At 59.8% G+C, this 24,936-nt stretch carries 31 protein-coding genes; 19 read left to right on the plus strand and 12 right to left on the minus strand.

The window, feature by feature from the left end:
• The first annotated feature begins 4 nt into the window (after window positions 1–4).
• From ACZ1JM_RS13665 to ACZ1JM_RS13680, 4 genes are all read left to right on the plus strand, one after another.
• Window positions 5–298: an RNA-binding S4 domain-containing protein gene (locus tag ACZ1JM_RS13665; protein ID WP_465132929.1), complete on the plus strand. Its 294-nt coding sequence runs from the start codon at window positions 5–7 to the stop codon at window positions 296–298.
• An 18-nt stretch (window positions 299–316) separates the two neighbouring features.
• Window positions 317–655 carry a ferredoxin FdxA gene (gene fdxA / locus ACZ1JM_RS13670; protein WP_465132930.1) on the plus strand — a complete coding sequence of 113 codons (339 nt, stop codon included), beginning with the start codon at window positions 317–319 and terminating at the stop codon, window positions 653–655.
• 303 nt (window positions 656–958) lie between these two features.
• Complete coding sequence (locus tag ACZ1JM_RS13675) at window positions 959–1,495, plus strand: CarD family transcriptional regulator (RefSeq protein ID WP_465132931.1); 537 nt, start codon at window positions 959–961, stop codon at window positions 1,493–1,495.
• A gap of 147 nt (window positions 1,496–1,642) precedes the next feature.
• Window positions 1,643–1,969: a hypothetical protein gene (locus tag ACZ1JM_RS13680; RefSeq protein ID WP_465132932.1), complete on the plus strand. Its 327-nt coding sequence runs from the start codon at window positions 1,643–1,645 to the stop codon at window positions 1,967–1,969.
• Between the two features lie 6 nt (window positions 1,970–1,975).
• On the opposite strand, the gene ACZ1JM_RS13685 is transcribed toward ACZ1JM_RS13680, so the two are convergent.
• Window positions 1,976–2,923, minus strand: coding sequence for an L-threonylcarbamoyladenylate synthase (locus ACZ1JM_RS13685; protein ID WP_465132933.1), 948 nt, complete (start codon window positions 2,921–2,923; stop codon window positions 1,976–1,978).
• An 89-nt stretch (window positions 2,924–3,012) separates the two neighbouring features.
• On the opposite strand from ACZ1JM_RS13685, the gene ACZ1JM_RS13690 reads away from it, so the two are divergent.
• The gene (locus tag ACZ1JM_RS13690; protein WP_465132934.1) at window positions 3,013–3,819 is read left to right on the plus strand and encodes a DUF815 domain-containing protein; all 807 of its coding nucleotides are present in this window, start codon (window positions 3,013–3,015) and stop codon (window positions 3,817–3,819) included.
• A gap of 5 nt (window positions 3,820–3,824) precedes the next feature.
• Here the strand turns inward: ACZ1JM_RS13690 and ACZ1JM_RS13695 are convergent, their stop codons facing one another.
• Window positions 3,825–5,315: a PQQ-dependent sugar dehydrogenase gene (locus ACZ1JM_RS13695; protein ID WP_465132935.1), complete on the minus strand. Its 1,491-nt coding sequence runs from the start codon at window positions 5,313–5,315 to the stop codon at window positions 3,825–3,827.
• Between the two features lie 60 nt (window positions 5,316–5,375).
• Between ACZ1JM_RS13695 and ACZ1JM_RS13700 the strand changes: the two genes are divergently transcribed.
• Both ACZ1JM_RS13700 and ACZ1JM_RS13705 read left to right on the plus strand, forming a co-directional pair.
• Window positions 5,376–5,858, plus strand: coding sequence for a GAF domain-containing protein (locus tag ACZ1JM_RS13700; protein WP_465132936.1), 483 nt, complete (start codon window positions 5,376–5,378; stop codon window positions 5,856–5,858).
• Between the two features lie 171 nt (window positions 5,859–6,029).
• Complete coding sequence (locus ACZ1JM_RS13705; RefSeq protein ID WP_465132937.1) at window positions 6,030–6,662, plus strand: glycine zipper 2TM domain-containing protein; 633 nt, start codon at window positions 6,030–6,032, stop codon at window positions 6,660–6,662.
• Window positions 6,663–6,691: 29 nt separating this feature from the next.
• On the opposite strand, the gene ACZ1JM_RS13710 is transcribed toward ACZ1JM_RS13705, so the two are convergent.
• The 6 genes from ACZ1JM_RS13710 to ACZ1JM_RS13735 form a co-directional block, all read right to left on the minus strand.
• Entirely contained in the window at window positions 6,692–7,660 is a 969-nt protein-coding gene (locus ACZ1JM_RS13710; protein ID WP_465132938.1) for a ParB/RepB/Spo0J family partition protein, read from the minus strand.
• On the minus strand, window positions 7,657–8,433 hold the full coding sequence (locus tag ACZ1JM_RS13715) for a ParA family protein (protein WP_465132939.1): 777 nt from the start codon (window positions 8,431–8,433) through the stop codon (window positions 7,657–7,659). The genes ACZ1JM_RS13710 and ACZ1JM_RS13715 overlap by 4 nt, the downstream gene beginning before the upstream one ends.
• Window positions 8,430–9,083: a 16S rRNA (guanine(527)-N(7))-methyltransferase RsmG gene (gene rsmG / locus ACZ1JM_RS13720; RefSeq protein WP_465132940.1), complete on the minus strand. Its 654-nt coding sequence runs from the start codon at window positions 9,081–9,083 to the stop codon at window positions 8,430–8,432. Before rsmG ends, ACZ1JM_RS13715 begins: the two co-directional genes overlap by 4 nt.
• Window positions 9,083–10,930 carry a tRNA uridine-5-carboxymethylaminomethyl(34) synthesis enzyme MnmG gene (gene mnmG, locus ACZ1JM_RS13725; protein ID WP_465132941.1) on the minus strand — a complete coding sequence of 616 codons (1,848 nt, stop codon included), beginning with the start codon at window positions 10,928–10,930 and terminating at the stop codon, window positions 9,083–9,085. Before mnmG ends, rsmG begins: the two co-directional genes overlap by 1 nt.
• Before the next feature lie 70 nt (window positions 10,931–11,000).
• The gene (gene mnmE / locus ACZ1JM_RS13730; protein WP_465132942.1) at window positions 11,001–12,281 is read right to left on the minus strand and encodes a tRNA uridine-5-carboxymethylaminomethyl(34) synthesis GTPase MnmE; all 1,281 of its coding nucleotides are present in this window, start codon (window positions 12,279–12,281) and stop codon (window positions 11,001–11,003) included.
• Between the two features lie 40 nt (window positions 12,282–12,321).
• Window positions 12,322–12,588 carry a DUF6489 family protein gene (locus ACZ1JM_RS13735; RefSeq protein ID WP_465132943.1) on the minus strand — a complete coding sequence of 89 codons (267 nt, stop codon included), beginning with the start codon at window positions 12,586–12,588 and terminating at the stop codon, window positions 12,322–12,324.
• Window positions 12,589–12,697: 109 nt separating this feature from the next.
• Here ACZ1JM_RS13735 and ACZ1JM_RS13740 point away from each other — a divergent pair, with 109 nt between their 5' ends.
• Together ACZ1JM_RS13740 and ACZ1JM_RS13745 are read left to right on the plus strand one after the other, a co-directional pair.
• On the plus strand, window positions 12,698–13,396 hold the full coding sequence (locus ACZ1JM_RS13740) for a dienelactone hydrolase family protein (protein WP_465132944.1): 699 nt from the start codon (window positions 12,698–12,700) through the stop codon (window positions 13,394–13,396).
• Window positions 13,397–13,402: 6 nt separating this feature from the next.
• Window positions 13,403–14,371, plus strand: a complete 969-nt coding sequence (locus ACZ1JM_RS13745) for a quinone oxidoreductase family protein (RefSeq protein WP_465132945.1) — start codon at window positions 13,403–13,405, stop codon at window positions 14,369–14,371.
• A gap of 51 nt (window positions 14,372–14,422) precedes the next feature.
• Here the strand turns inward: ACZ1JM_RS13745 and ACZ1JM_RS13750 are convergent, their stop codons facing one another.
• From ACZ1JM_RS13750 to hemE, 4 genes are all read right to left on the minus strand, one after another.
• Window positions 14,423–15,145, minus strand: coding sequence for a TerC family protein (locus ACZ1JM_RS13750; protein ID WP_465132946.1), 723 nt, complete (start codon window positions 15,143–15,145; stop codon window positions 14,423–14,425).
• A gap of 21 nt (window positions 15,146–15,166) precedes the next feature.
• On the minus strand, window positions 15,167–16,423 hold the full coding sequence (rho, locus tag ACZ1JM_RS13755) for a transcription termination factor Rho (RefSeq protein ID WP_465132947.1): 1,257 nt from the start codon (window positions 16,421–16,423) through the stop codon (window positions 15,167–15,169).
• A 191-nt stretch (window positions 16,424–16,614) separates the two neighbouring features.
• Window positions 16,615–17,058: a CopD family protein gene (locus ACZ1JM_RS13760; RefSeq protein ID WP_465132948.1), complete on the minus strand. Its 444-nt coding sequence runs from the start codon at window positions 17,056–17,058 to the stop codon at window positions 16,615–16,617.
• A gap of 38 nt (window positions 17,059–17,096) precedes the next feature.
• Window positions 17,097–18,122, minus strand: coding sequence for a uroporphyrinogen decarboxylase (gene hemE, locus ACZ1JM_RS13765; RefSeq protein ID WP_465132949.1), 1,026 nt, complete (start codon window positions 18,120–18,122; stop codon window positions 17,097–17,099).
• A gap of 360 nt (window positions 18,123–18,482) precedes the next feature.
• Here hemE and ACZ1JM_RS13770 point away from each other — a divergent pair, with 360 nt between their 5' ends.
• The 10 genes from ACZ1JM_RS13770 to ACZ1JM_RS13815 all read left to right on the plus strand — a co-directional run bounded on the left by ACZ1JM_RS13770 (window position 18,483) and on the right by ACZ1JM_RS13815 (window position 24,936).
• Window positions 18,483–19,328, plus strand: a complete 846-nt coding sequence (locus ACZ1JM_RS13770) for a pyruvate, water dikinase regulatory protein (RefSeq protein ID WP_465132950.1) — start codon at window positions 18,483–18,485, stop codon at window positions 19,326–19,328.
• A gap of 30 nt (window positions 19,329–19,358) precedes the next feature.
• Window positions 19,359–19,943, plus strand: coding sequence for a Maf family protein (locus ACZ1JM_RS13775; RefSeq protein WP_465132951.1), 585 nt, complete (start codon window positions 19,359–19,361; stop codon window positions 19,941–19,943).
• Complete coding sequence (gene aroE, locus ACZ1JM_RS13780; RefSeq protein WP_465132952.1) at window positions 19,940–20,797, plus strand: shikimate dehydrogenase; 858 nt, start codon at window positions 19,940–19,942, stop codon at window positions 20,795–20,797. Before ACZ1JM_RS13775 ends, aroE begins: the two co-directional genes overlap by 4 nt.
• Window positions 20,794–21,390 (plus strand): dephospho-CoA kinase, encoded by a 597-nt coding sequence (coaE, locus tag ACZ1JM_RS13785; RefSeq protein ID WP_465132953.1) that lies wholly within the window; start codon window positions 20,794–20,796, stop codon window positions 21,388–21,390. Before aroE ends, coaE begins: the two co-directional genes overlap by 4 nt.
• Window positions 21,391–21,443: 53 nt before the next feature.
• The gene (gene dnaQ / locus ACZ1JM_RS13790; RefSeq protein ID WP_465132954.1) at window positions 21,444–22,127 is read left to right on the plus strand and encodes a DNA polymerase III subunit epsilon; all 684 of its coding nucleotides are present in this window, start codon (window positions 21,444–21,446) and stop codon (window positions 22,125–22,127) included.
• A gap of 25 nt (window positions 22,128–22,152) precedes the next feature.
• Window positions 22,153–22,722 (plus strand): ribosome hibernation-promoting factor, HPF/YfiA family, encoded by a 570-nt coding sequence (gene hpf / locus ACZ1JM_RS13795; protein WP_465132955.1) that lies wholly within the window; start codon window positions 22,153–22,155, stop codon window positions 22,720–22,722.
• 115 nt (window positions 22,723–22,837) lie between these two features.
• Window positions 22,838–23,299 carry a PTS sugar transporter subunit IIA gene (locus ACZ1JM_RS13800; protein WP_465132956.1) on the plus strand — a complete coding sequence of 154 codons (462 nt, stop codon included), beginning with the start codon at window positions 22,838–22,840 and terminating at the stop codon, window positions 23,297–23,299.
• Window positions 23,289–23,777 carry a PaaI family thioesterase gene (locus tag ACZ1JM_RS13805; RefSeq protein ID WP_465132957.1) on the plus strand — a complete coding sequence of 163 codons (489 nt, stop codon included), beginning with the start codon at window positions 23,289–23,291 and terminating at the stop codon, window positions 23,775–23,777. The genes ACZ1JM_RS13800 and ACZ1JM_RS13805 overlap by 11 nt, the downstream gene beginning before the upstream one ends.
• Window positions 23,778–23,781: 4 nt before the next feature.
• Window positions 23,782–24,102 (plus strand): DUF1491 family protein, encoded by a 321-nt coding sequence (locus ACZ1JM_RS13810; RefSeq protein WP_465132958.1) that lies wholly within the window; start codon window positions 23,782–23,784, stop codon window positions 24,100–24,102.
• Between the two features lie 204 nt (window positions 24,103–24,306).
• Window positions 24,307–24,936, plus strand: a complete 630-nt coding sequence (locus tag ACZ1JM_RS13815; RefSeq protein WP_465132959.1) for a cell wall hydrolase — start codon at window positions 24,307–24,309, stop codon at window positions 24,934–24,936.

Raw genomic sequence — 24,936 nt, forward strand, 5'->3', positions numbered from 1 at the left:
GGCCGTGAGAGTGGACAAGCTCCTGTGGTTCCTGCGCCTCGCCAAGACGCGCCGCGTGGCGCAGGCGATGGCGGAAGAGGGCCATATCCGGCTTAACGGCAGACGCATCGACCGCGCGCATCAAAAGATCAGTCCCGGCGATATCCTCACCGTTCCGATCGCGGCGGGCGTCAAAGTGATCGAGGTTCTGGCGCTTCCGGTGCGCCGCGGTCCGGCCAGCGAAGCGCAAGGCTGTTACAGAGTGCTTGACGGCAGGCCAGTCGATCCCATAGCAGCGAACCATGCCAACGGTGCCTGAAGGAAGGATTGCACACTCATGACGTACGTCGTTACCGACGCCTGCATCAGGTGCAAGTATATGGATTGCGTGGAAGTCTGCCCAGTGGACTGCTTCTACGAGGGCGAGAACATGCTCGTCATCAATCCCAGCGAATGCATCGACTGCGGCGTGTGCGAACCGGAATGCCCGGCCGAAGCGATCCTGCCCGATACGGACAGCGGACTGGAGCAGTGGCTGGAACTGAACACGAAGTTCTCTGCCGAATGGCCGAACATCACCTCCAAGAAGGACGCGCCCGATGACGCGGACGACATGAAGGGTGTTGAGGGTAAGTTCGACAAGTACTTCTCGCCGGAGCCCGGCGAAGGAGACTGATCCATTGATCACGCCAGCCGTGATCGAGCCCCTTCCCGAATGATCGCAAAACAAGCGCCAAGGGCACGAAACGAAAAGGTTTCAGTGCCTCTGGCGTTTTTTGCGTTTAGGTGCTATATAATCGGATAACTGCCCGGGTCTTCTGCCCGTTCGGCAGGCATTTTCATTGCGAGGCAGGGTTCGAAACAGACGGCTGGGAGAGAAATCTAACCGGGCGGTGGTTGCTTTCACGCACTCCTCAGTCGCATCCCGCGTTCTCTCGCACACCGTCGCTCCGAACCCTTGCAGGTGAAAGGATTATACATGGCAACCAGGGCCGATGCCTTCGATGTGGGTGATTACGTTGTTTATCCCAAGCACGGTGTAGGCCGTGTCATCGAGCTGCAGAAGCAGGAAATTGCCGGGATGCAACTCGAGCTTTATGTTCTGCGCTTCGAAAAAGAGCGCATGACTCTGCGCGTTCCCGTCAACAAGGTCGAATCGATCGGCATGCGTAAGCTGTCGTCGGACAAGACCCTGCGCGAAGCTCTCGATACGCTTAAGGGCAAGCCCAAGGTGAAGCGCACCATGTGGTCGCGCCGTGCGCAGGAATACGAAGCGAAGATCAATTCCGGCGATCTTGTCTCGATCGCCGAAGTGACGCGCGACCTGTTCCGCGCTGATGACCAGCCCGAGCAGAGCTATTCCGAGCGCCAGATTTTTGAGGCTGCTTCCTCGCGTCTTGCGCGCGAATTGGCCGCGATGGAAAAGACTGACGAGCCTGGCGCATTGAAGAAGATCCTTGCGATCCTCAACGAGCATGCGCCCAAGTATTACGACGCGCCGGAAACGGCAGCCTGACCTGTTCCACGTGAAACAGTGCCGGGCGTCAGCTTGGTTTGAAAGGCCGCTTCCTCCCGGGGGAGCGGCCTTTTTCACAACTGGGTGCGAAGGGTTTGACCAAGGCCGTTCACGCCATCGTCATTCCGATCATGTGAGATCGCCATCATGAACAAACGCCTTTCCCTGACGCTGGCACTAGCGGCGATGCCGCTGTTATCCGGCTGCCTTAGCACTGCCGCAAGTGTGATCACCGCTCCGGTTCGGGTCGCGGGCAAGGCCGTCGACTGGACAACGACCAGCCAGTCCGAAGCCGACGAAAAGCGCGGGCGGCGAGTCCGCAAGCAGGAAGAGCAACTCGGCAAGCTGGACCGCCAATACCAAAAGCATCTTCGCAACTGCCGTGGCGGCGATGAGCGCGCCTGCGATCAGGCGCGCGACGTCTACAACCAGATGCAGGACATCAACCCGGGTATGCGCTACCGGGAACCGTAGGCAGCGCTACGCCGCCGCGCGTCGCAACCGGTCGTTGATCGCTGCGCCCACATCGGTGTCGGGCAACGGCGCCACCGCGATGCGCGACTGCGGCGCGGCGGCGGCTTCATGCAACAATGCATAGAGCCGCGCCGCTGCTTCGGCGAGATCGCCCACGGCCGACAATGTCACATGCCCCGCGACATCGCCGAAACCAATGTGAAATTCGTCGTCATCAGCCTTCAGCGCATTCAGCCGGACCGGCTTTCCCGGTGCATAATGACTGGCCGACTGTCCTGGCGCCTCGATTGCTCGCGATAAAACAGGATCGCTGGGGACGCCCAACACCGCCTCGATCCGCGCCTCGGCAATCGGTCCGGGCCGCAGTATCTGCCAGCGCCCATCATCACGCAACGCAACGATCGTCGATTCCAGACCCGCGTCGCACGCGCCGCCATCAATTACCGCATGCACTTTATCAACAAGCGATGCGACAACATGCTCGGCTGTGGTGGGACTGACCCCCCCACTGCGATTTGCTGACGGTGCCGCGAGCGACAATCCGCTAGCCCGTAGCACCGCCTGCATCACCGGATGCGCCGGACACCGCAAGGCCACCGTCGATAAGCCAGCGGTCACCGCCGGCGCCAGCTTCGCCCCTGCCTTTAGCGGTAATACGAGTGTCAGCGCACCGGGCCAGAATGCCTCGGCCAATGTGATTGCCCGGGCATCAAACTCCGCCAGTTCCTGCGCTTGCGTCAAGCTGGCGACGTGCACGATCAGCGGATTGAAACTGGGCCGCCCCTTCGCCCGATAGATGGCGGCCACCGCAGCATCGCTGTCCGATCGCGCCGCCAGACCGTAGACCGTTTCGGTCGGCACCGCGACAACCGCGCCATCAGTGAGCAGTGCCGCCGCAGACGCAATCCCATCCGGTGTGGCGGTCAGCATGGAAGGGCGACTGGCATGGTCCATCCCCCGCCGCTATAGCGCCCGGCAATGAAAGCCAAGAGAGATCACCGTTGACCGCCGCAGACGCAAACGCTGGAGACCAGGTAGCCACCTTGAATCGCATCGCCGAGGCCCTGGAAAGGCTCGTCCCTAACTCGGCAGCCCCCACCGATTGGCTGGCCCATCCGGCGTACGTCTGGACCGGCAGGGAAGCCCGCCCCGTACACCGTCTGGATGCCCCGTCGCTGGATCTTCTGCGCGGCATCGATCCGCAAAAGGAACGGATCGTCACCAACGTCCAGCGCCTGGCGGCAGGCCACGCCGCCCACGACATGCTCTTGTGGGGATCACGTGGCATGGGCAAGTCCGCCGTCCTGCGCGCTGCAGTCAAGGCCGCCGACCAGGGTCTCCCCGGACGCATCGCTTTGGTTCAGGTCGCGCAAGAGGCCCTTTCCGGCGTGACCAGCCTTTTCGCCACGCTAGGCCTGATTAATCGCAGCTTTCTGGTGTTCATCGACGATCTTGGGTTCGAAGACAGCGACGGTGCCGGTCCACGTATCCTGCGGTCCTGGCTCGAAGGAGGCGTGGAAGCGCGCCCTGCCAATGTCCGCCTTGCCGTGACTTCCAATCGGCGGGCCATCGTCAGTCGCTCGATGTCGGAGCAGGACGATCCCATCAACACGCGGGACATCGTTGACGAAAAGCTGGCACTTGCCGACCGGTTCGGCCTCTCGATCGGCTTTCACAACTGCGATCAGGACGCTTACTTGGCAATCATCGCCGGTTACGCCAAGGAATTCGGTCTGCCTTGGGAAGCCTCCGACGCGCTGGAATGGTCGCGCAGGCGTGGCGCTCGATCCGGCCGCGTGGCGTGGCAATATGTCACCGAACTCGCCGGGCGCGCCGGGAAAGCAATCTGAGCCACTTACGGCAGCAGCTTGTCATCCTCCTTGCGGAAACCGCCGGTCATCGTTGGCGGGAGCGCCCCAGGCTGCGTCGGATCCTTGATTTCCTCAAGCGGTTTCATGTGCTCCGTCACGACCGGCTTGATCGCTGCTGAAGGTTGAGAGCCCGGCGCATTGATACGCCAGATAATGCCTGCCGTATCATCACTGACCAGCAGCGATCCGGTCTTGTCCCAGGCGAGCCATGTCGGCCTGCCATGGGTGTCGCCATCAGCCTTCAGGAAGCCTGACAGCACCGGCTGGGGCTTGACGTCCTTGGGGTTGCCGTTCGCGTCGAAGGGGACGAACACCACGTCGTATCCCGCAGCAGGACGGCGGTTCCACGACCCGTGCCGAGCGATGAACACACCGTTTTCGAAGCCCTTCCCCATCCGGTTGCCGCCGTTGGCGAAGGTCAAGCCAAGCACCGCAGTATGCGCGCCCATCGCGTATTCAGGCTTGCGGGTATATTCGAGCATGTACGTCTGCATCGGCCACTGCACGCGCTCGTCAAAGGTCGTTTTCCAGTAGACCCACGGCCAGCCGTACTGCGCCCCAACCGGCACGTTGGTCAGGTAATCGGGCACCAGGTCCGGTCCCAGCATATCGCGTTCCTGCACGGTCGCCCACATTTCGCCGGTCGACGGATTCCACCCCATCCCGTTGGGATTGCGCATGCCGACAGCGTACTGACGACGCCGCGCCGTCTTGGTGTCGATCTCCCAGATCATCGCGCGACCTGTCTCAGCCTCAAGGCCATTGTCGGCAATGTTGCTGGCCGAACCAACCGCGACGTAGAGATGAGCGCCATCGTCGCTGAGCAGCAGGTTGCGCATCCAGTGATTGCCGCCCGCCGGCAGGTCCATCATGGTGCGCAGAGGCTTGCCTTCCAGCGTCGTCTGGCCGGGCGTGAACGCGAATTCCAGGACTTTGTCGTGATTGGCGATGTACAGTTTGCCATCGCGATAGGCCATTCCAGACGGCGAATGCATGTCGGCGGAGCGGAACGTCTGCTTGATCTCAGCTTTGCCATCTCCATCGGCATCTCGCAGCAGCACGATGCGATCCGGCGAAGGTTCGCCGGCCCCCACACGGCTCATCATCATGCCCATTATGGTGCCGACGATGCCGCTGGGCTTATTGCCAGCCGGAGCATTGGTTTCGGCGACCAGCACATCGCCGTTTGGCAGTGTGAGCATCGTCCGGGGATGATCGAGGCCTTCAGCAAACCGGACCACGGCCAGTCCCGGCGCAGCCTTGGGCGCTTCGCTAGACGCCCAGCCGACAGGTTTTGCCAACGCGATGCTCGGTATCCACTGCGAGTCGGGCTCGACCAGAACCGGGTTTTTGCCTGTGGTGGCGTCGCTCGGCAGATCGGACGAATTGGCGTGCAGGCCCCAATAAATCAGTCCGGCACCGGCCAGGACGACGATGGTGGAAGCGATGGCGGTTTTCTTGAGAATAGGGTGCATGGAGACGAGATAAGCTGACGCTGCCTAGCCGACAACCGGCAGTTGAGCTATTGCGCTCCAATGTATGATTTTGCTGCTGATACGAACCTCTCCAAATCCGAATTGTATGGGGAACTCGCTCGTGCCGGACAGGCTCTCGTTGACGGGGAACCGGACGCGGTAGCCAACATGGCCAACATCGCTGCTGTGATCTGGCAACTATTGCCGGATCTTAATTGGGCGGGCTTCTACCGGGTTATCGAGGATGAACTCGTCCTTGGACCCTTCGTCGGAAAGCCGGCCTGCATCCGCATCCCCATGGGCGTTGGAGTGTGTGGAACCGCTGCAGCGACAGGCGAGCCGCAGATCGTTGCAGACGTGCATGCGTTCCCGGGTCACATCGCCTGCGACGCGGCCAGTCGTTCGGAACTGGTGATCCCCATCTTCAAGGGTGGCAAAGTGATCGCCGTCATCGATCTCGATAGCCCCATCCCCGCTCGCTTCAACCATGAGGATGCAGAAGGAATGCGCAACTTGGCCGAGATCGTCGCCTCCGCGATCTGAGACGGGATCGGCGGCCTGCCTCGATTCGGGACGCTGCTGCTTACGGTAGTATGAGGCTTGGTATTTCGCGCAACACGATGCTAAATTTCGCGTTAACTGACGGGGCTAACACGCCTCTTCGCGAAAGGTTCTTCGTTCATGCGCCGCCATTTGTGTATTGCTTCCGCCGCTGTGATTCTGTTGTCGGCAGCACCGGCCTTCGCGCAGGCGGACTATTCGGCCCCTGACTACGACTCTCAGGACTATGATAACGGCGCACCGGACGATTACCGCGACTATAACGATGATGCGAGGCAGGCTTGGCTACAGGACTGCCGAGAGCGAGTTGCTCAGCGCGACAACGGCGTAGGCGGCGCGCTTATTGGTGGTGCGGTAGGTGGCTTAGCTGGAAATCGTATAGCTGGTCGCGGCAATAGAGCCGTAGGCACGATCGGTGGCGCGGCCGTCGGGGCGGTAGCCGGAGCTGCAATCGATCAGGCGGAGGATCGCGGGCAAGACCGGGATGAGTGCGAGGCTTATCTCGACGATTATTACGCCCGGTATTACTCATCGGACGCCCAGGCAGGATATGATGGCTATCGCCAATACCCCTCTCAGGGGTACTATCCCCCGGACGGGTACGCCCCGGCTTACCCCTACGGATACGCTGGCCAAGCCGTGACATCTGCTGAACCACGGTGCACCGAGACGGTCGAATACGTGTACGAAGACGTTCCGGTGCGACCGGCACGGCGTGTCATCCCACGCCGCCCGACCGATAAGCGGGTCAGGATCGCTCCCGACAAGCGCGTTCCGCTGAACTGAACCTAATTGTATCTGAGCGCGTCAGGACGTCAGATAGCGCCACCCGTCAACCGCTGACAAATGAGGTCAAGCTGATCGAGCGTGGCATAGCGAACGGTGACCGATCCTGTTGTCGGATCGACATCAGCGTTGATTCGTACCGGCATGCCCAGAAATTCTTCAAGCTGGCCCTGCACCGCCAGAATGTCGGCATCCTCGGCTGCATTGCGCGCGATCCGGGCGCGACGAGGGGCGGAGTCCCCACGTTGCCGCTTGCGCACGAGCTTCTCGATCTCGCGCACCGACATCTGTTTGCCAACGGCGGCCTCTGCAATGGTCTCGGCATCATCGCACCCGATCAATGCGCGGGCGTGTCCCATTGAGAGCTGGCCCTTCTCCACGCGCGTAATCACGCCTTCGGGCAACGAAAGCAATCGCTGGAAGTTGGCGACGTGGCTGCGGCTCTTGTCGACCATGCGGGCAATCTCGGCCTGCGTCATGCCCTCCAGTTCGGAGAGACGATTGTACGCTCTTGCTTCTTCGATTGGGTTCAGGTCTTCCCGCTGCAGGTTTTCGATCAGCGCCAGTGCCATGACTTCGCGGTCCGACAATTCGCGAACCAGCGCCGGGATTTCATGCAGCTGCGCCTTCTGCGCAGCGCGCCAGCGGCGTTCGCCAGCAACCAACTGATACCGCCCGTTGTCCAAAGGACGCACGATGATCGGCTGTATGACCCCGCGCTGCCCAATCGACGCAGCGAGTTCATCCAGCGCAGCCTCGTCGAAAACTCGCCTTGGTTGCTGAGGATCGGGTTGGATTTCGGCGATGTTCAAGACAGCCAGCCCGCCAGATCGCGACACCTTGCCTTGCCCCCCGCCCGGCTGAGCTACAGGTTCTTCGCGCCGTGTTTCGCCAAGCAGTGCTCCGAGGCCGCGTCCCAACCCCTTCGGCTTTTGCTTGTTCCCAGCTGCCAGACTGGCGGACGGAACACTAAAGCGGATGATGGGATCGTCGTTCATGCCGCTATCCTTTTTTCGGGCAGGCGGGTGATCAGTTCGCGCGACAAGGCCATGTAGGCACGACTACCGGCGCAGGCATGATCATAGATAAGAGCCGGCACACCGTGGCTCGGCGCTTCGGATAGGCGAACATTGCGCGGAATGACAGTCTCGAAGACCAGGTTGCCCAGAACCGAACGGACGTCGTCTGATACCTGTTCGGTAAGTCGATTACGTCGATCGAACATGGTAAGGGCTATGCCGATGATGCCAAGATCGGGATTGAAGCGTTGCTGTACCCGCTCAACAGTCTGCAACAATTGGCTGAGCCCTTCGAGCGCGAAGAATTCGCACTGCAGTGGAACCAAAAGCGTATCGGCCGCCGTGAGCGCATTGAGAGTCAGAAGCCCCAGCGAGGGCGGGCAATCGATCAGGCAAACATCGTAGCCCAATTCAGGTCCCAACGTCCGCTGCAGCCGATGAGCACGATCGTCCGCGTTGACGAGTTCAACCTCCGCGCCCGATAGATCGACAGTGGCAGGCAGGAGATCCAGTCCCGGAATTTTTGTGGGCATGACACATTGGGCGACGGGGACCCGATCGACCAGCACATCATAGGACGACGCCTCCCGATCGGACGCCGATACCCCTATCCCGGTCGACGCATTGCCCTGAGGGTCTATGTCGATCAGCAGGGTCTTCCACCCGGTAGCCGCCAAGGCAGTGGCCACATTGATCGCCGTCGTCGTCTTGCCGACGCCGCCCTTTTGATTGGCAATGGCGATGCGAATCACCTGGCTTTACCTTTCCTGTCGATCAGCGTTCCGACGATGATGCCCGCTTCTTGGTCGGTCATCGATTGTTCCACGTGGAACGTGTGCCGCCACTGAGTAACCGCTGCCAATTCTTGACGTGCAGACCGGCCTTTCGGCAACAGCCAGACGGTGTCACCTGTGGAAAATCGGGCAGAAAGATCTAAAAGTTTGTCCAAAGGCGCAAAAGCACGCGCTGATATAACTGACGCGGAGATGTCTTCCACGTGCTCGAGCCGCTTGCCGATCACTCTGGCATTAGCAAGCCGGAGCTCCTCGGATGCCCGCGTCAGCCACTCGATACGACGACCTCGCGACTCAATCAGCAGCACCTCAGTATCTGGGCGCAATGCCGCGACCACGAGACCGGGAAAGCCTGCGCCGGTGCCAAGATCAATCCAAGGCCGCGGTGTTTCACGTGGAACAAATTGGAGGAGCTGCGCACTATCAAGAATGTGGCGGGTCCAAACATGCTCGATACTGGCGGCCGCAACCAGGTTCTGCCGTTGATTTTCTTCCGCCAAAAGACGCACGAGAAGCTCTAGTCGAGAAATACCATCGGTGTTCTGGCCTTCAATTGAGGCTATCCATGCGCGTGCGGCTTCTGCTTCATCGATCACAACTCCGGTCATCAGGCGGCCTTTCGGCGCGCATGAATCAGGAGTGCCGCCAGAGCCGCCGGGGTAATGCCAGGTAGACGTCCAGCAGCCGCAAGAGTGGCAGGCTTGGCCTTGATCAGTCGCTCAGTCATTTCACGTGATAAGCCGGGAATAGCCGCATAAGGAAACGAGTCACCGAGCGGAAGCTTCTCTCCTGCCCGCAGATCGCGCAACTCCCGATCCTGGCGATCGAGATAAGGCGCATACGCAGCGTCCTCGGCAAGTTCCTCGACCAGCGCGTTATCATTCAAGAGTTCAGACGGCATCCATGGTGCGATGGCGTCCACGTCCACACCGCTGAAACGCAGCCAATCGCGCAGAGGCAATTTGCCGGCATCATGGCGGACCGGCAAACCTGCCGAGCACAGTTCGGTGGCGGACACCACGGAATCGAGCGCTGCGTCGAGTTCCCGTTTGCGATCTTCTCGGCGCGCAAACCAATCGTGACGGAGCTTACTCACCGCACCCACCTCTATGGCGATCGGAGTCAGCCGCGTTGACGAATTGTTTGCTCGCAGACGGAGGCGATATTCAGCCCGCGCCGTTAGCATTCGGTACGGCTCGCTCACTCCATGCAGCGTCAGGTCGTCGATCATGACCGCCATGTAGCTATTGGCACGATCGAGCTCGGGCGCCGGTCGTCCAAGGACGTTCGACGCAGCGTAAAGACCGGCCATCAGCCCCTGCGCAGCCGCCTCTTCATAGCCAGTGGTGCCATTAATCTGACCTGCACAGTATAGGCCAGGGATATCCCGCAGTTCGAGCGATGTGCGTAATGCGCGAGGATCAACGTAATCGTACTCCACCGCATAACCTGGAACGACCATCTCCACCTGTTCAAGGCCATCCATCGTGCGGAGCATATCCAATTGCACGTCGGCAGGTAGCGAGGTGCTTATGCCGTTGGGATAGACGAGGTGGGTGCTCAGCCCTTCCGGCTCGAGAAAGACCTGATGCCCATCGCGATCCGCAAAGCGATGGATCTTGTCTTCGATCGACGGGCAATAGCGAGGACCTTGAGCCCCAATGGCACCTGAAAACAGAGGCGAGCGATGGAGGTTTGCCCGGATCACATCGTGACTGCGAAAGTTGGTCCGCGTTATCGCGCAAAAGACCTGAGGCACCACCCTGCCCTCGCCCATGGCCGACATGGTCCAGTTCTCAGCATCGGAAGGCTGTTGATCAAGTCGACACCAATCGATGGTTCGTCCATCGAGCCTGGGCGGTGTTCCGGTCTTTAATCGCGCCATCGGCAGCGCGGCATGACGCATCTGGCCCGCTAGCTTCTGTGCTGAGGCCTCGCCGATCCTACCGCCCGTCAGGCGTTCTTCGCCACGAAACAGCGTGCCCCCAAGGAACGTGCCGGTGCACAGAACGATCGCTCGTGCAGACAGGCGAGTGCCATCCGCCAGATCAACGCCCACTGCTCTGCCACCCTCTAGGACAAGTGCAGCAGCTTCGCCGGCTATTTGGGTTAGGTCACCCTGCTCTTGAAGCAAACGCTGCACGGCAGCTTTGAAAAGCTGACGATCCGCCTGAACACGCGGGCCTTGGACTGCACTTCCTTTGGACCGGTTCAGCATCCGGTAATGGATGGCTGCAGCATCGGCAGCTCGTGCAATGAGGCCATCGAATGCATCCACTTCACGGACCAAGTGGCCTTTACCGAGTCCGCCGATCGCGGGATTGCAACTCATTGCGCCGATCGCATCGAGGTCAAAGCTTATGAGGCCGACCTTGGCGCCCATCCGAGCGGCGACAGCAGCCGCTTCACAGCCAGCGTGACCGCCGCCGATGACAATTACATCATATGAATGCATTGCTGCGCTTTATCGCGAAATTCGCCAACGGTCAAAGAGGCTGAGATGTTGTTACACGTGGAACATCCACTCACTTGCCGATGCAGAACCGGCCAAAAAGGGCATCAAGCATATGTTCTGTTGTCGAACGACCGACGAGAGTGTCGAACGCCACGCGTGATCGTCGGAGGCACTCCGCCGCCAGCAACGGATCGGTGACAATTCGCATGTCGTCCAAAGCTTCGTACGCTTGCGCAATCTGACTGCGCTGACGGTGATTAAGCGCGGCAATTCCAGGGCGCGGCATAGCACTGCGAGCCGTCTGCACTAAATCCAGCCTAAGATCGGACATCCCTTCCCCGTTGATGGCCGACACCCGGTGCCGGGAATCCCCGTTTGGTATTTCACGTCGATCACTTTGCGCAGCGATCACCCAAGTCAGTGTCGCTTGGTGGTCCCACTCCTCGCCACCAAGCCACAGGACGAGATCGGCATCGTCAACCGCACCACGTGCCCTCTCGATCCCGATTGCCTCGATCATATCATCGGTGCCTGATCGCAAACCGGCAGTGTCCACGAACACGAAAGGAATACCTTCGATCGCGACCGCCCGGGTGAGGAGGTCGCGTGTCGTGCCTGCGACCGACGCTGTAATAGCAGCTTCGTCTTCTACCAAGGCATTGAACAAAGTGCTTTTGCCCGCATTGGGAGGCCCTGCCAGCACCACCCGAAAGCCGTCCTTCAGCATTTCCGCTCGGGGACGAGCCAGCCATTCCTCCAGCTCGCCGATCAATTCTTCGATGGTTGGGAGGAAGTCGTGCGGGAGATCAGACACGTCATCTTCGTCTCCGAAATCAAGCACAGCTTCAACGGAGGCAGAGGCGGTGAGCACGCGGTCACGCCAGCTCTCCACTTGTTTGGAAAAGGCCCCGCCCGCCATGGCGATGGCACTGCGGCGCTGCAGTTCCGTTTCCGCCGATAGGAGATCGGCGAGCCCTTCTGCCTCTGCCAGATCAATCCGTCCGTTGACGAAAGCGCGTCGGGTAAATTCCCCGGCCTCCGCACGGCGAAGTCCATCCATGCCAGAAATTGCGACTTCCACCGCGGATACCACGGCGCGCCCACCGTGCAGGTGAAGCTCTACCAAATCCTCGCCCGTCGCCGTATTCGGGCCTGGAAACCAAAGCACCAACGCCTGATCCAGAACGACATTCGACGTTGATCTCAACGTGCGAAAACTGGCGCGACGAGGTTCCGGCAAGGCACCGGCCAGCAATTTCAGGACATCGCCAGCCTTGCGACCGCTGATGCGCATGACGGCAATGGCCGCAGGAGGCGCACCGCTGGAGACGGCAAAAATAGTGTCGATCATGATCAGTCGGCGATAGTCGATATCATCGAATTCAGTCGACTCAGTCTCCGGCCTTCTTGGGTTTAGTCGCGCCGCTCATCGCCATCGCGGCCCCATTCTCGAGGAACTGCTGAAACATCTTCAGACCGATCTGGCCCATCGGGGCGATCTGCTTGGTGAGTTCGTTCAGTTGATCGAAATTGCCTGTGCCCTTCAGCGCGTTTGTAAGGGCATCCACGTAAACATCGTTCGCTTTGGTGACGTCCGGAAGGCCGAGAAATCTGCGCGCTTCCTCCGGGGTGCATTCGACTTCGACATTGACCTTCATCGCGGCCTCCCGTTGGAATTTTCTCTTCGAGACTGACACATGCGCTTGGCAAAGTCCATTGCAAGTGCCTAACTCCCCCCACACCCGACCCCTTCCTGGAGAGCATGCGATGTCGACCAACACACAGATCACTACCCTGGATGGGGAAGGCACGATCCCGGCGTATGTAGTCAAACCCCAAGGGACACCGCGCGGGGCGATCATCGTGCAGCAGGAGATTTTCGGGGTCGATGAAGGCATCCGCAAAAAAGCGCAGGACTGGGCAGACAAAGGCTACCTCGCCGTTGCCCCCGATACCTTCTGGCGGCAGCAACCCGGCGTCGAACTGAGTCCGTACAAGGACGAGGATTTCCAGAAAGCCGTCACCTTCATGTCGCACCATGATTTCGATCTCGGCATTCGCGATCTCGAGGCGGTGATCCATTGGATCCGTCGGGAGCAAGGCGTCCCAAAAGTTGGGCTGGTCGGTTTTTGCATGGGCGGCCGCATCGCGTACATGACAGCCACCCGCACCGATATCGATGCGTCAGTGGGCTACTACGGCGTCATGATCGACCAGATGCTGGGCGAAAAGAACGCTATCGCCCGTCCACTGATGCTGCACATTCCTACCGCTGATCACTTCGTCGATGAAGCCGCTCAGAAGGCCATCCATGACGGGCTGGACGATCATCCACGTGTGACCCTCCACGATTATGTCGGTCTGGATCACGGATTTGCGGCGGAGATAGGCGAACGTCGCGATGAGGCCGGAGCACAGCTTGCAGACGGCCGCACCGAGGCGTTCTTTGCCCAGCATGTCGGCTGATCGCTGATGACCAGCGGATATCGAATGATCGTGCGCCAGCATGGCGGGCCAGAGGTGATCGAACGGGAGGACCTTGTCGTCCCATCTCCCGGCCCCGGCGAAGTTGTCATCGAAACAGAAGCGATTGGCCTCAACTTCATCGACACCTATTATCGCAAGGGGCTGTATCCCGATGCCTTGCCGATCACTTTGGGGTCGGAGTCGGTGGGACGGATTATCGCTGTCGGAGCGGACGTCGGCGATTTTTCCATCGGTGACCGGATAGGCACGACCCAGAACGGTGGAGCTTATGCTACGCACCGGGCCATCGACACCACCAAGGCTATCCGCATCCCGGAAAGCGTCACCCCTGAAATCGCTGCGGCGAGCATGCTTAAGGGGCTGACCGCTTGTTACCTCGCCGAAGAGACCTATCCGGCCAAGGCAGGCGACGTCGCCTTGGTTCATTCTGCCGCTGGTGGAGTTGGATCGTTCCTCGTTCCCTGGCTCCTCGACAAGGGGGTTACGGTGATTGCTCATTCAGGATCGCCGGAAAAGGCAGCGCACGTTCCGGGTGACCATTCCCTGTCCTGTCCATTGGAGGAGCTGCCTGGGAAAGTGCGCGAGATAACCGACGGCGCGATGTGCGATGTTGTTTACGACGGTGTCGGGGCGTCTGCCTGGAGCGCCTCGCTCGCTTGCCTCGCCAAGCGTGGGCTTATGGTCAGCTACGGTAACGCCTCCGGTCCGGTGCCTCCTGTCGGGGTGCTCGACCTGATGCGCGCTGGGTCGATATTTCTGACCCGTCCGACATTGGCTGACTACATCGCCAAGCCTGAAGATCTGACGAGAAACGCCAGCAAACTGTTCGACAGGATCAGCTCCGGCATCCTGACGCCAAAGATCGGGCAAAGGTTTGCGCTGTCCGATGCAGCGGCAGCACATGAGGCATTGGAAGCCCGCAAAACGACGGGATCGACGGTGCTGATCCCTTAACGAAAAAGGGCGCCAAGGCTGTATGCCTCGGCGCCCTTTTTCTGCAGTCCCTTAGAAGAGGGAGACGATCCCCAGTTGAGGATCGACCCAACCCTCGTAGATCATCTTACCGGCGACGTAGACGATCACCGCCAAACCAACCCAGCCAATCCATTTGAATCGCTCGATGTAGCGAGCGATAAAGTTGGCCGCCAAACCCATCATCGCGACGGCCACGATCAGCCCGACAATGAGAATACCGGGATGGTCGCGCGCTGCTCCGGCGACACCAAGCACGTTGTCGATCGACATCGAAACATCCGCCACCGCGACCGAGATGGCCGCCGACGCGAACGACTTGGAGGGCTTCAGGCCTGAATTCTCATCGCCCTCGACCTCTGGTGAGCCAGGGGAATTGGGAACAGGACTGTGATGCAGCTCGCGGTACATCTTCCAGGCGACCCACAGCAGCAGAAGGCCGCCTGCGAAGACCAGGCCTACGATGCCCAACAACCAGGTGACGACCAGCGCGAAGCCGATGCGCAGCACCAGCGCTGCGATCACCCCGATGGCGATCACCTTCTTGCGCTGATCGGCCGGAAGACCTGCAGCCAGAGCGCCGACGACAATCGCATTGTCGCCCGCCAGAACCACGTCGATCATCAGGACCTGCAGGAACGCAGACATCGCCGCCGGCGTCCCGATGTTCGAGAAATCGGTGACGATATGGTCCCAAATCACCGCCGGGCTCTGAATGGCAGGAGCCGCGGCGGCAAGTATCGATAGGATATCCAAGGTAGGTGCCCCCTGCCCTTCTTACTGGTTCATCGTCGAGAAGAAGTCCTCGTTCGTCTTGGAGTCTTTCATCTTGTCGAGTAGGAACTCCATCGCATCGACGGTGCCCATCTGCATGAGGATGCGGCGCAGGACCCACATCTTCGAAAGCTGATCGCGCGGGACCAGCAATTCTTCCTTGCGGGTGCCCGACTTGCCGACATCCAGCGCTGGGAAGATGCGCTTGTCCGCGACCTTGCGATCAAGGACGATTTCCGAGTTACCGGTGCCCTTGAACTCTTCAAAAATTACTTCGTCCATGCGGCTGCCGGTATCGATCAGGGCCGTCGCGATGATCGACAGCGATCCGCCTTCCTCGATGTTGCGCGCCGCGCCGAAGAAGCGCTTGGGACGCTGCAGAGCGTTGGCATCGACGCCGCCGGTGAGGACCTTGCCCGAGCTTGGCACCACGGTGTTGTAGGCGCGGCCCAGGCGGGTGATGGAATCGAGCAGGATCACGACATCGCGCTTGTGCTCGACCAGACGCTTTGCCTTTTCGATCACCATTTCGGCGACCTGGACGTGGCGCTGTGCAGGCTCGTCGAAAGTCGAGGAAATAACCTCGCCTTTCACGCTGCGCTGCATGTCGGTGACTTCTTCCGGACGCTCGTCGACGAGCAGCACCAGCAGGAACACCTCGGGATGATTGTCGGTGATGGCTTTGGCCATGTTCTGCAGCAGCACCGTCTTACCGGTGCGGGGCGGCGCGACGATCAGCGCGCGCTGGCCCTTGCCCTGCGGTGAGATCAGATCGATCACGCGGGCCGACTTATCCTTGACGGTGGGGTCCAGGCAATCGAGCTTGAGGCGGCTGTCCGGGTAGAGCGGCGTCAGGTTATCGAAGTTCACGCGGTGGCGCACGACGTCGGGATCGTCAAAATTGACGCTGATCAGCTTGGTGATGGCAAAGTACCGCTCACCATCCTTGGGAGCGCGAATTTCGCCTTCGACGGTGTCACCTGTGCGCAGACCCCATTTGCGGACCTGATTGGGCGAGACGTAAATGTCGTCTGGTCCAGCAAGATAGTTGGCTTCCGGGCTGCGCAGGAAGCCAAAGCCATCGGTCAGTACTTCGATCGTGCCCTGCCCGACGATTTCCTCGCCATCCTCGGCCACTTCCTTGAGGATTGCGAACATGAGGTCCTGCCGGCGCATGGTGGACGCGCCTTCGACGCCGAGTTCCTCGGCCATTTCGACCAGTTCGGCCGATGATTTCTTCTTGAGTTCTTTAAGATGCATTGTGTCGTGTTTCCGAATGGAACGAGGGTGTCGGCCGGCGGATCGATGGGCTTGGGGAAAGCAAATCCGGGCACGCGAACGAACGTCGCGTCCCTGTGCCGGAACGCTGCTGGAATAATCGCTGTATGCGCGCTGGTCAACGGATCAATCCATGGAGTGGATCAAGCCAACGTCCAGCCGTTGTGGCAGCGTTAGAACGGTTTGATGACGACCAGCACCACGATGATCGCGGCGGCGATGCCGGGAACCTCGTTCAGGAGGCGCAGCTTCTTGCCGGTCAGCGGGCGCTCACCTCGTGCCAGCTTTTTCGAATAGGCGACCATCCAGCCATGATAGCCGGAAAGGCCCAGCACGAAGAGTAGCTTGGCGTGCAGCCAGCCCTCGCTCCATGCGCCGATCGCCGTCGCGGTAAGGATGCCCAGGACCCATGTCAGGATCATCGCCGGGGTCAGGATGATCTTGCGCAGCTTGGCCTCACGCTCGATCCAGCGCGCTTCCTCTAGCGAACCGCCCTCCGCCTCCTGATGGTAAACGAAATAGCGCGGCAGCATGAACAGCCCGGCCATCCAGAAGATCACGAAGATGATGTGGCCGGCTTTCAGCCACAGGTACGTGGTGGACAATATCTGCTCCATGAAACCTCTTGAGCGTCCTTATCGCTGCCTTCAGGTCGTTACCGCGACCATCCCCGCACCGTCGCCAGCAGGCGCTCGACATTGGGGATCGGCGTGTGCTGGCCGATACCATGACCCAGGTTGAATACGTGCGGCCGATCCGCGAAAGCATCAAGCACTCTCAACGCATCTCGTTCCAGCGCCTCGCCGCCAGCTAACAGCAGAAGAGGGTCGAGGTTACCCTGTACCGGCATTCCCTGCGGAAGTTCACGCGCAGCCCATAGGGGGTCTATCGTCTCATCCACCCCGACTGCATCGACTCCGGTTTCCCGGGCATAGGCGGGCAATTTCTCTCCCGATCCCTTGGGAAAGCCGATGATCGGGGTGTCCGGATGACGCGCTTTTACCGCTGCGACGATCGCCGCGTTGGGCGCGATGACCCACCGTTCGAACTGAGCGGGGCTAAGCGTGCCGGCCCATGAATCGAACAACTGCACGGCCTCTGCGCCCGCCTCCATCTGACCGCACAAGTATTCCACAGTCACCGACGTCACGGCATCGATGATCGCCTGGAACGCCGCCGGGTCGCGGTAGGCCATTGCCCGAGTGTCGTGCTGGTCGCGGCTACCCTCACCCGCGACCATGTACGTCGCCACGGTCCACGGGGAGCCTGCGAAACCGAGCATGGTTTTATCCACAGCCAGCCCAGCGCGCACTTTCCGCACTGTATCATAGATCGGCGACAGGCGTTCGGGGACAGCGGACAAACCGGAAAGCGCGTGGTCGACAAGGCGCGGCGAAAGCTTTGGCCCCTCACCGGCGGTAAATTGAAGATCCTGGCCCATGGCAAAAGGCACGATCAGAATGTCCGAGAACAGGATCGCGCCATCGAAGCCGAAACGTCTGATCGGCTGGAGCGTTATCTCCGCAGCGGCATCGGTATCGTACACGAGCGCAAGGAATCCACCCTTCTCGGCCCGAAGTTCGCGATACTCGGGCAGATAGCGGCCAGCCTGACGCATGAGCCAGATCGGGCGGCTGGCAGAGTTGGTGCCGCGCAGGGTGTCGAGAAGCAGTCCGGGCATCGCGTTTTTCGGTCCGATCAAAAAAATATAGAAATTTTATATAAGGATGATGGAGTCTGTTGGTCCTGTGGATATCGGGGACGAGCGCGCCTTGCCCGATTTGTACCCGGTTGAACAGAGCGGACCTTGCGATGCGACTCTGCGGACCGAGTGAGTCAACGAAAGCTTGTTCGCCTTGTCCACAGGGTGTGGAGGGAGGCAGTCGCCCTGTCCAGAAGCTGACTCGTTGAAAGCCGGTAGTGGGCAGCGTTTGGGGGTTACGAGTTGTCACCGGGGCAGTCCCGTGGTTTATGCCGGAACATATCCACAAGCGGTGCCGCCGAACGCAGGGGGCCGAACAAGGGCCGGGCAAAGCCGAACATGGCACGATTTCACTTGCATCTGTTGTCCGATTCCACCGGCGAGACCCTGGAGATGATCGCCAAGGCAGCGCTTGCGCAGTTCGACGATTCCGATGTCCTGCGCCACTTCTGGCCGATGGTCCGGTCACAGCAGCATCTCGACCGGATCATGGGCGAAATTGCGGCCAATCCCGGACTGGTGTTCTTCACCCTCGTCAACGAAGAAACCCGCGGACGGCTTGAAGAGCGCTGCCAGGCACTGGGTCTTCCGGCGATCGCAGTCCTCGATGGGGTAACCGATGCGCTGGAGGCGTTGCTGGGGCAGGAAGCCAAGGGTCGTCCTGGTCGCCAGCACCGCCTCGACGATGCCTACTTCGCCCGTGTTGATGCCATCCAGTTCACCATCGCTCATGATGACGGCATCTTGTGGGAAGAATGGGAGGAGGCCGATATCCTGCTGGCCGGGGTATCGCGGACCAGCAAGACGCCAACCTCGATCTATCTGGCGAACCGGGGGTATAAAGTCGCCAACATCCCCATCGTGGTCGAAAGTCCGCCGCCGCCCGGCCTGTTTGGCTTAAGGAGACCATTGGTGGTTGGGCTCACAACCGCCCCTGATCGCTTGATTCAGATACGCCGCAATCGGCTGTTGTCGCTGAGCCAGTCGCCGGACACGGACTATGTCGATAACGACAAGGTGGAGCGCGAACTGAAATACGCCCGGCGGATGTTCGCCGATAACTCGTGGCCGGTGATCGACGTTACCCGTAGATCCATTGAGGAAACGGCGGCGGCCATCATCAATCTATACAATGAGCGCAAGGCCTCCGGCACCACAGGTCAGGTCGGCCCCAAACCTATCTGATGTACCGGATCAAAGGATCTCGTCGACACTATGATTATCCTGGCTTCCAAAAGCGCTTCACGCTGCGCCATGCTCGAAGCGGCAGGCATCGAATTCAGGGCTAAGCCAGCTGACATTGACGAGCGATCAATAGAGGCGATGATGGCAGGCACCGACCCATCGCAAATAGCAGCGACGCTGGCAGTCGAAAAAGCAGTGAATGTTTCACGTGAAACACCTGACCACCTCGTGCTCGGTAGTGACTCGTTAGTGGTCTGCGACGGGCGGCGCTTCGACAAACCAGGTAGTCGCGATCAAGCGCATGAGCACCTTCGCTTCTTTTCGGGTAAGGTAATGGAATTGCACAGCGCCGCAGCCCTGGTTCAGGACGGCCAAATGCTGTGGTCGGATAGCGACGTCGCGCGTTTGTCGGTTACCTCACTGTCAGACGCTTTTATCGAAAGTTATCTCGATGCCGAATGGCCCGAAGTCGCGGGATGTGTCGGTGTATTTCGGATCGAAGGACGTGGCGTGCAATTGTTTGATCGGATTGAGGGCGATTATTTCACGATCCTTGGAATGCCATTGCTCAAGGTCCAGTCTGCCCTGCGTCATCATGGGATGATGGCACGATGAGCGTTCCTTACGCGGAAGTGATCGGCGATCCGATCGCCCAGTCGAAATCACCCGCGATCCATAATTTCTGGCTGGCGGCTCTGGGCATCGAAGGGCGGTACGATCATCGACAAGTCACGATAGAAAGCCTGCCGGAATACGTCGCTGACCGCCGCAGCGATCCGGATTGGCAAGGTTGCAACGTCACCATGCCGCACAAACTGGCGGTGATTCCCTTGCTTGACCGGATCGATCCCCTTGCTGCCCGCATCGGAGCGGTAAACACGGTTGTGCGCGAAATTGATGGCACGCTAACCGGCTACAATACCGATGCGCCCGGGTTTCTCGAACCTCTTCGCGATGAACTGGACAATGTGCACTTATTCCGAATGGCGCGCGTGCTTGGCACCGGGGGAGCCGCGCGAGCGATCATAGCTGCTTTGGCGGACGCGAAGTTCGTCATTGTGCTGGCGGGTCGAGATCCCGCCAAGGCGCGTGCGATGCTGGATGAACTGGCCCCTGATGGCGAGCACCATGCGATCGGTTCGGATTACTTCGTGGAACCGACGGATTTTGCTTTTGACGATCGTGAACAGTGTCTGGATCTGGTGGTGAACGCCAGCCCACTGGGTATGGTCGGTAACCCAGACCTTCTTTTCGATTTCAGCCACGCACCACCCCGCAGCGTTGTCTATGACATCGTGACCAACCCGCTCGACACTGACTTTCTGAAACGCGCACGAGCAAACGGGTTCGACACGGTCGATGGTCTTTCGATGCTGATCGGTCAGGCCGACGAAGCATTTTTCCGGTTCTTTGGTGCTAAGCCGCCACGGGATCAGGATCGGGCTTTGCGCACCTTGATAACCTCATGAGCGCTCGACCATCGATACTTGGACTTACCGGCTCGATCGGCATGGGGAAGTCCGCTGTCGCCGAAATGTTGCGGAATCTGGGCGTCCCTGTGTTCGATGCGGATGCCGCGGTGCATCTTTTGCAGGGGCCGGGCGGCGACCTGCTCCCCGAAATCGAGGCGGCTTTTCCCGGCACGACGGGGCCGCAGGGAGTCGACCGACCCAAGCTCGGCGCTGCCGTATTCGGGGACAAGGATAAGCTGGCCCGGCTCGAGCAGATCGTCCATCCTGCAGTCGCTAGAATGCGGGCGGACTTTCTGGAGGACCATCGCGCTGCGCCATTGGTCGTCTTCGACATACCTCTTTTGTTTGAGCGAGGCGGCGAGCACGCCTTGGATGCAGTCGCCGTGGTATCGGCGCCAGCTGATGTCCAGCGGACACGAGTGCTCGCGCGGCCCGGTATGACCGCCGAGAAGTTCGAACAGATCCTGGCGCTTCAGTTGCCCGACGCGGATAAGCGCGCCCGAGCGGACTTCATCATCAATACGGGGACGACGCTGGACGAAACGCGGGAACAGGTAGCCGGGATTGTGCGGACGTTGACCCGTTTGTAATATTGCATGTCGAGGCCTTGCGCTTGTCCGCAGGCAGGCAGATATGGATAGGAATGCGAGAGATTATCTTCGACACCGAGACCACCGGATTTGATCCCAGGAACGGAGATCGGATGGTCGAAATCGGTTGTATCGAGATGGTCAATCGGGTGGTGACCGGTCGTACGTACCACGCTTATTTCAATCCCGAGCGGTTCATGCCCGCAGAGGCTGAAGCGGTTCACGGATTGTCGGACGCGTTCCTGGCGGACAAGCCACTCTTTTCGGCGCACGCGCACGAATTCCTCGAATTTATCGCCGACAGTCCGATGGTGGCCCATAACGCCGGGTTCGACTTCAACTTCATCAATCATGAGTTGTCGGCATGCGGGCACCCGATCGTCACGCTCGACCGGATGGTAGATACTGTGGCCTTGGCCAAGGCCCGTCATCCCGGTACAAAGCTTTCGCTCGATGCGTTGTGCACTCGCTACGGCATCGATCGCAGCCATCGAACCAAGCACGGCGCATTGTTGGATGCCGAATTGCTCGCACAGGTTTACGTCGAATTACGTGGTGGTCGCCAGATTGGTCTCGAATTGGTCGCCGAAACCACAGCAATCGTGACGGAAATCAAGGTCCTCAGTACGAAGGACCGTATCTTCCGTCAGCCGCGTCCCCACGCGGCCACCGAAGAGGAACTTGTAGCTCACGCAGCGTTTCTCAAATCGGTCGATACCCCGCTCTGGGGTGCTTGAACTCAAAACAAAGGAGAATACGCCCATGGATATTCGCGTCTCCGGTCACCAGGTCGATACTGGCGAGGCCCTTCAGGCCCATGCCAACGAACGATTGACGGCGATCATCGAGAAGTATTTCAGCCGGGCGCTGTCCTCGCATGTCACCTTCAGCAAGGCTCCCGCAGGCGCCTTCCGTTGCGACATCATCACCCATGTGATGCAGAATTTGGTTCTCAAGGGCACCGGCGTTGCGCAGGATGCGCATGTATCGTTCGATCAGTCCGCCGAGAAGATCGACAAGCAGCTGCGTCGTTACAAGCGCCGGCTGAATGATCGCCACGAGCAGGCCGCTCACGCCAGTGCGGTGGAAGAAGCGGCTTATGTCATCTTCGAAGAATCGCAGGTGGACCGCGAGGACGAGGCCGAAATCGACGCACCTGTGGTGATCGCCGAGACCCGGGTGGATGTGCCGGAAGCTACCGTGTCCGACGCGGTGATGATGCTGGATCTTCGCAACACGACGGCTCTGCTTTTCAAAAACGCTGGCACCGGCCGACATAATATGGTCTACCGCCGCGGCGATGGGTCGATTGGCTGGGTCGAGCCCCACTGACGCGCGCTGGCGCACCGCTTCCTATCGTTGGAGAGGAAGAAAGCCCCCGGTCTATCCGGGGGTTTTATGGTTTTTCAACATTGGAAATTGAGCAAATCTTGACGTTAGACGTGACATGACCAGTCTGTTTGCACTGCTCCCTGACGCGGTTGTTACTGTGTCCGCCGATAGCAAAGCGCTTATCCTCGATCGCTTGGCGCGGCAGTTTGCCGACGTCTACGGGCTTGATCACAAGACTGTCTTGACCCGCGTTGAAGAGCGCGAACAGCTGGGCAGCACGGGTTTTGGGCGGCGTATCGCCATTCCACATGCCCGGATTACCGGTCTCGCGCGCCCGGTCGCCGTTTTTCTGCGGCTTGAAGCACCCGTTGATTTTGATTCGGCAGATGGAATGCCGGTTGATCTGGTTTTTGGGCTGTTGTCTCCGGATGGCGCTGGTGCGACGCATCTGCACGCCTTGGCCGCCATCTCCAGAATGATGCGCGATGAACGCATGCGCGAAGCCTTGCTGGCCGCGCCGGGATCAGAAGCTCTCTATGGATTGCTAAGCAACGTCATAGACCGCGATGCCGCATGACCGTGTGACGCCAGATGCGACGGCGGGTGCGTCCCTCCACTGGCGGGCTTTGGAAAGCCTTTATACGTCCGCGCCGATCAATCAGTTGTTCCAGTCCCGCATGGAAATAACGGGCGAAGGGCTATCGCGAATAACATTCGATGTCGCTCCGAACAGTTTTCACGCTGCGGGCGCCGCTCACGGCACGATCTATTTCAAGATGCTGGACGACGCCGCCTTTTACGCCGCCAACACCCACGTCACCGACCGATTTCTGCTGACGACATCCTTCAACATGCACCTCAGCAAACCAATCAAAGGTGGTCGGATCGTGGCGGAAGGACGTTGGGTGAGCGGTCGCCGCCGAGTCCTCGTCGCCGAATCATGGCTAATTGACGAGGAGGGTGACGAATGCGGTCGAGGAACTGGCACCTTCATGCGGTCACGAATCGCGCTCTCCAGTTTGCCGGGCTATTCCTTCGAGACTGGCGGGAACTGATCGGATGGACGAGCGCCTGCCCGCGCACCTCGAAGTTTCTGCAATGCTGCGGCGCGTCAATTCCGCGGGAGGGTTCGGCGTCATTGCATCCAAGGGCGAAGCGGACGCAGGGACTATCCTGCTGGTATTGAACCATAATGGGGCAGACTTGCGCTTGGTGGAACGGATGCCGCAAAGCGATGGAATCAGGTGCTGGCAGGTATCAAAACGCGAAAACGTCGACGAACCTGGCGTTTTCCAGGAATATTTACAGCGTCGGAAGGCTCAGGACCCCGATCTGTGGATCGTGGAACTCGACATCGCGAACGCCGAACGCTTCATCTGAAGACGGCGGGAGTCCGCTTGACTTGCAAGCTATGCAAGGTAAACGCGCCTTCGCAAGCGCGAAAGCGGCTAGGGCAACGCTACGGTTGGCCAGCTAGCACGCAGACGGGGAATCGTCGGCAGGCTCTAACGGAATAAGAACGCCCCTCAGGGGATTTCCGTTCCAGCCTGTGTCGGATCGGTTAACCGCCCTTGATATGATTTGATGCGAAGCAAGTTTCAGCTGGCTAGCGCCACAGCGCTGGCCGCAACGGTATTGACCGTACTATTGAGCGCCAACGGATCAGGTGCTGCAGCGTCGGATTGGGTTCCGACCCTGACCGTACCAGCTCCAGCGGAGCCGCACTTCGTATCGAACCCCGTCGTGCAAGCCATCCCGCAAGATGATGTCAATGACGACGACGGCGACGAGGCCCCCGATGCCGAGACGCTGAAGGAACTGGTTTCCCTGCAGGACATTCCATCGGAAATGACCCAGGAAATGCGTTGCCTAGCCGGAGCAGTTTACTTCGAGGCTCGTGGTGAAACCCTTGAAGGCCAACTTGCGGTCGGGCGCGTAATCGTCAATCGCACCAAGTCCGGCCGTTTCCCCAGCAGCTACTGCGGGGTTGTTTACCAGCCGTCCCAGTTCTCGTTTGTACGCGGTAAGTCGATGCCGTTCGTGCGCGAGGCATCAGACAGCTGGCGACAGGCAGTCGCCATCGCCAAGATCGCTGATGAAGGAAGCTGGAAAAGCAAGGCCAAGGGCGCCCTGTTCTTCCACGCAACGCGCGTTTCGCCCAAATGGCGTCTTACCCGCCTCGCTCGGGTTGATAACCACGTCTTCTATCGCTGA

Source organism: Novosphingobium sp. BL-S-24 (assembly GCF_055521575.1).

Bases quoted from the DNA above. Each gene is read 5' to 3' on its own strand.
- fdxA (WP_465132930.1), top strand. From the start codon at position 317: ATGACGTACGTCGTTACCGACGCCTGCATCAGGTGCAAGTATATGGAT.
- ACZ1JM_RS13675 (WP_465132931.1), top strand. From the start codon at position 959: ATGGCAACCAGGGCCGATGCCTTCGATGTGGGTGATTACGTTGTTTAT.
- ACZ1JM_RS13680 (WP_465132932.1), top strand. From the start codon at position 1,643: ATGAACAAACGCCTTTCCCTGACGCTGGCACTAGCGGCGATGCCGCTG.
- ACZ1JM_RS13685 (WP_465132933.1), bottom strand. From the start codon at position 2,923: ATGGACCATGCCAGTCGCCCTTCCATGCTGACCGCCACACCGGATGGG.
- ACZ1JM_RS13695 (WP_465132935.1), bottom strand. From the start codon at position 5,315: ATGCACCCTATTCTCAAGAAAACCGCCATCGCTTCCACCATCGTCGTC.
- ACZ1JM_RS13700 (WP_465132936.1), top strand. From the start codon at position 5,376: ATGTATGATTTTGCTGCTGATACGAACCTCTCCAAATCCGAATTGTAT.
- ACZ1JM_RS13710 (WP_465132938.1), bottom strand. From the start codon at position 7,660: ATGAACGACGATCCCATCATCCGCTTTAGTGTTCCGTCCGCCAGTCTG.
- rsmG (WP_465132940.1), bottom strand. From the start codon at position 9,083: ATGACCGGAGTTGTGATCGATGAAGCAGAAGCCGCACGCGCATGGATA.
- mnmG (WP_465132941.1), bottom strand. From the start codon at position 10,930: ATGCATTCATATGATGTAATTGTCATCGGCGGCGGTCACGCTGGCTGT.
- mnmE (WP_465132942.1), bottom strand. From the start codon at position 12,281: ATGATCGACACTATTTTTGCCGTCTCCAGCGGTGCGCCTCCTGCGGCC.
- ACZ1JM_RS13735 (WP_465132943.1), bottom strand. From the start codon at position 12,588: ATGAAGGTCAATGTCGAAGTCGAATGCACCCCGGAGGAAGCGCGCAGA.
- ACZ1JM_RS13740 (WP_465132944.1), top strand. From the start codon at position 12,698: ATGTCGACCAACACACAGATCACTACCCTGGATGGGGAAGGCACGATC.
- ACZ1JM_RS13745 (WP_465132945.1), top strand. From the start codon at position 13,403: ATGACCAGCGGATATCGAATGATCGTGCGCCAGCATGGCGGGCCAGAG.
- rho (WP_465132947.1), bottom strand. From the start codon at position 16,423: ATGCATCTTAAAGAACTCAAGAAGAAATCATCGGCCGAACTGGTCGAA.
- ACZ1JM_RS13760 (WP_465132948.1), bottom strand. From the start codon at position 17,058: ATGGAGCAGATATTGTCCACCACGTACCTGTGGCTGAAAGCCGGCCAC.
- hemE (WP_465132949.1), bottom strand. From the start codon at position 18,122: ATGCCCGGACTGCTTCTCGACACCCTGCGCGGCACCAACTCTGCCAGC.
- ACZ1JM_RS13770 (WP_465132950.1), top strand. From the start codon at position 18,483: ATGGCACGATTTCACTTGCATCTGTTGTCCGATTCCACCGGCGAGACC.
- ACZ1JM_RS13775 (WP_465132951.1), top strand. From the start codon at position 19,359: ATGATTATCCTGGCTTCCAAAAGCGCTTCACGCTGCGCCATGCTCGAA.
- aroE (WP_465132952.1), top strand. From the start codon at position 19,940: ATGAGCGTTCCTTACGCGGAAGTGATCGGCGATCCGATCGCCCAGTCG.
- coaE (WP_465132953.1), top strand. From the start codon at position 20,794: ATGAGCGCTCGACCATCGATACTTGGACTTACCGGCTCGATCGGCATG.
- dnaQ (WP_465132954.1), top strand. From the start codon at position 21,444: ATGCGAGAGATTATCTTCGACACCGAGACCACCGGATTTGATCCCAGG.
- hpf (WP_465132955.1), top strand. From the start codon at position 22,153: ATGGATATTCGCGTCTCCGGTCACCAGGTCGATACTGGCGAGGCCCTT.
- ACZ1JM_RS13800 (WP_465132956.1), top strand. From the start codon at position 22,838: ATGACCAGTCTGTTTGCACTGCTCCCTGACGCGGTTGTTACTGTGTCC.
- ACZ1JM_RS13805 (WP_465132957.1), top strand. From the start codon at position 23,289: ATGCCGCATGACCGTGTGACGCCAGATGCGACGGCGGGTGCGTCCCTC.
- ACZ1JM_RS13810 (WP_465132958.1), top strand. From the start codon at position 23,782: ATGGACGAGCGCCTGCCCGCGCACCTCGAAGTTTCTGCAATGCTGCGG.
- ACZ1JM_RS13815 (WP_465132959.1), top strand. From the start codon at position 24,307: ATGCGAAGCAAGTTTCAGCTGGCTAGCGCCACAGCGCTGGCCGCAACG.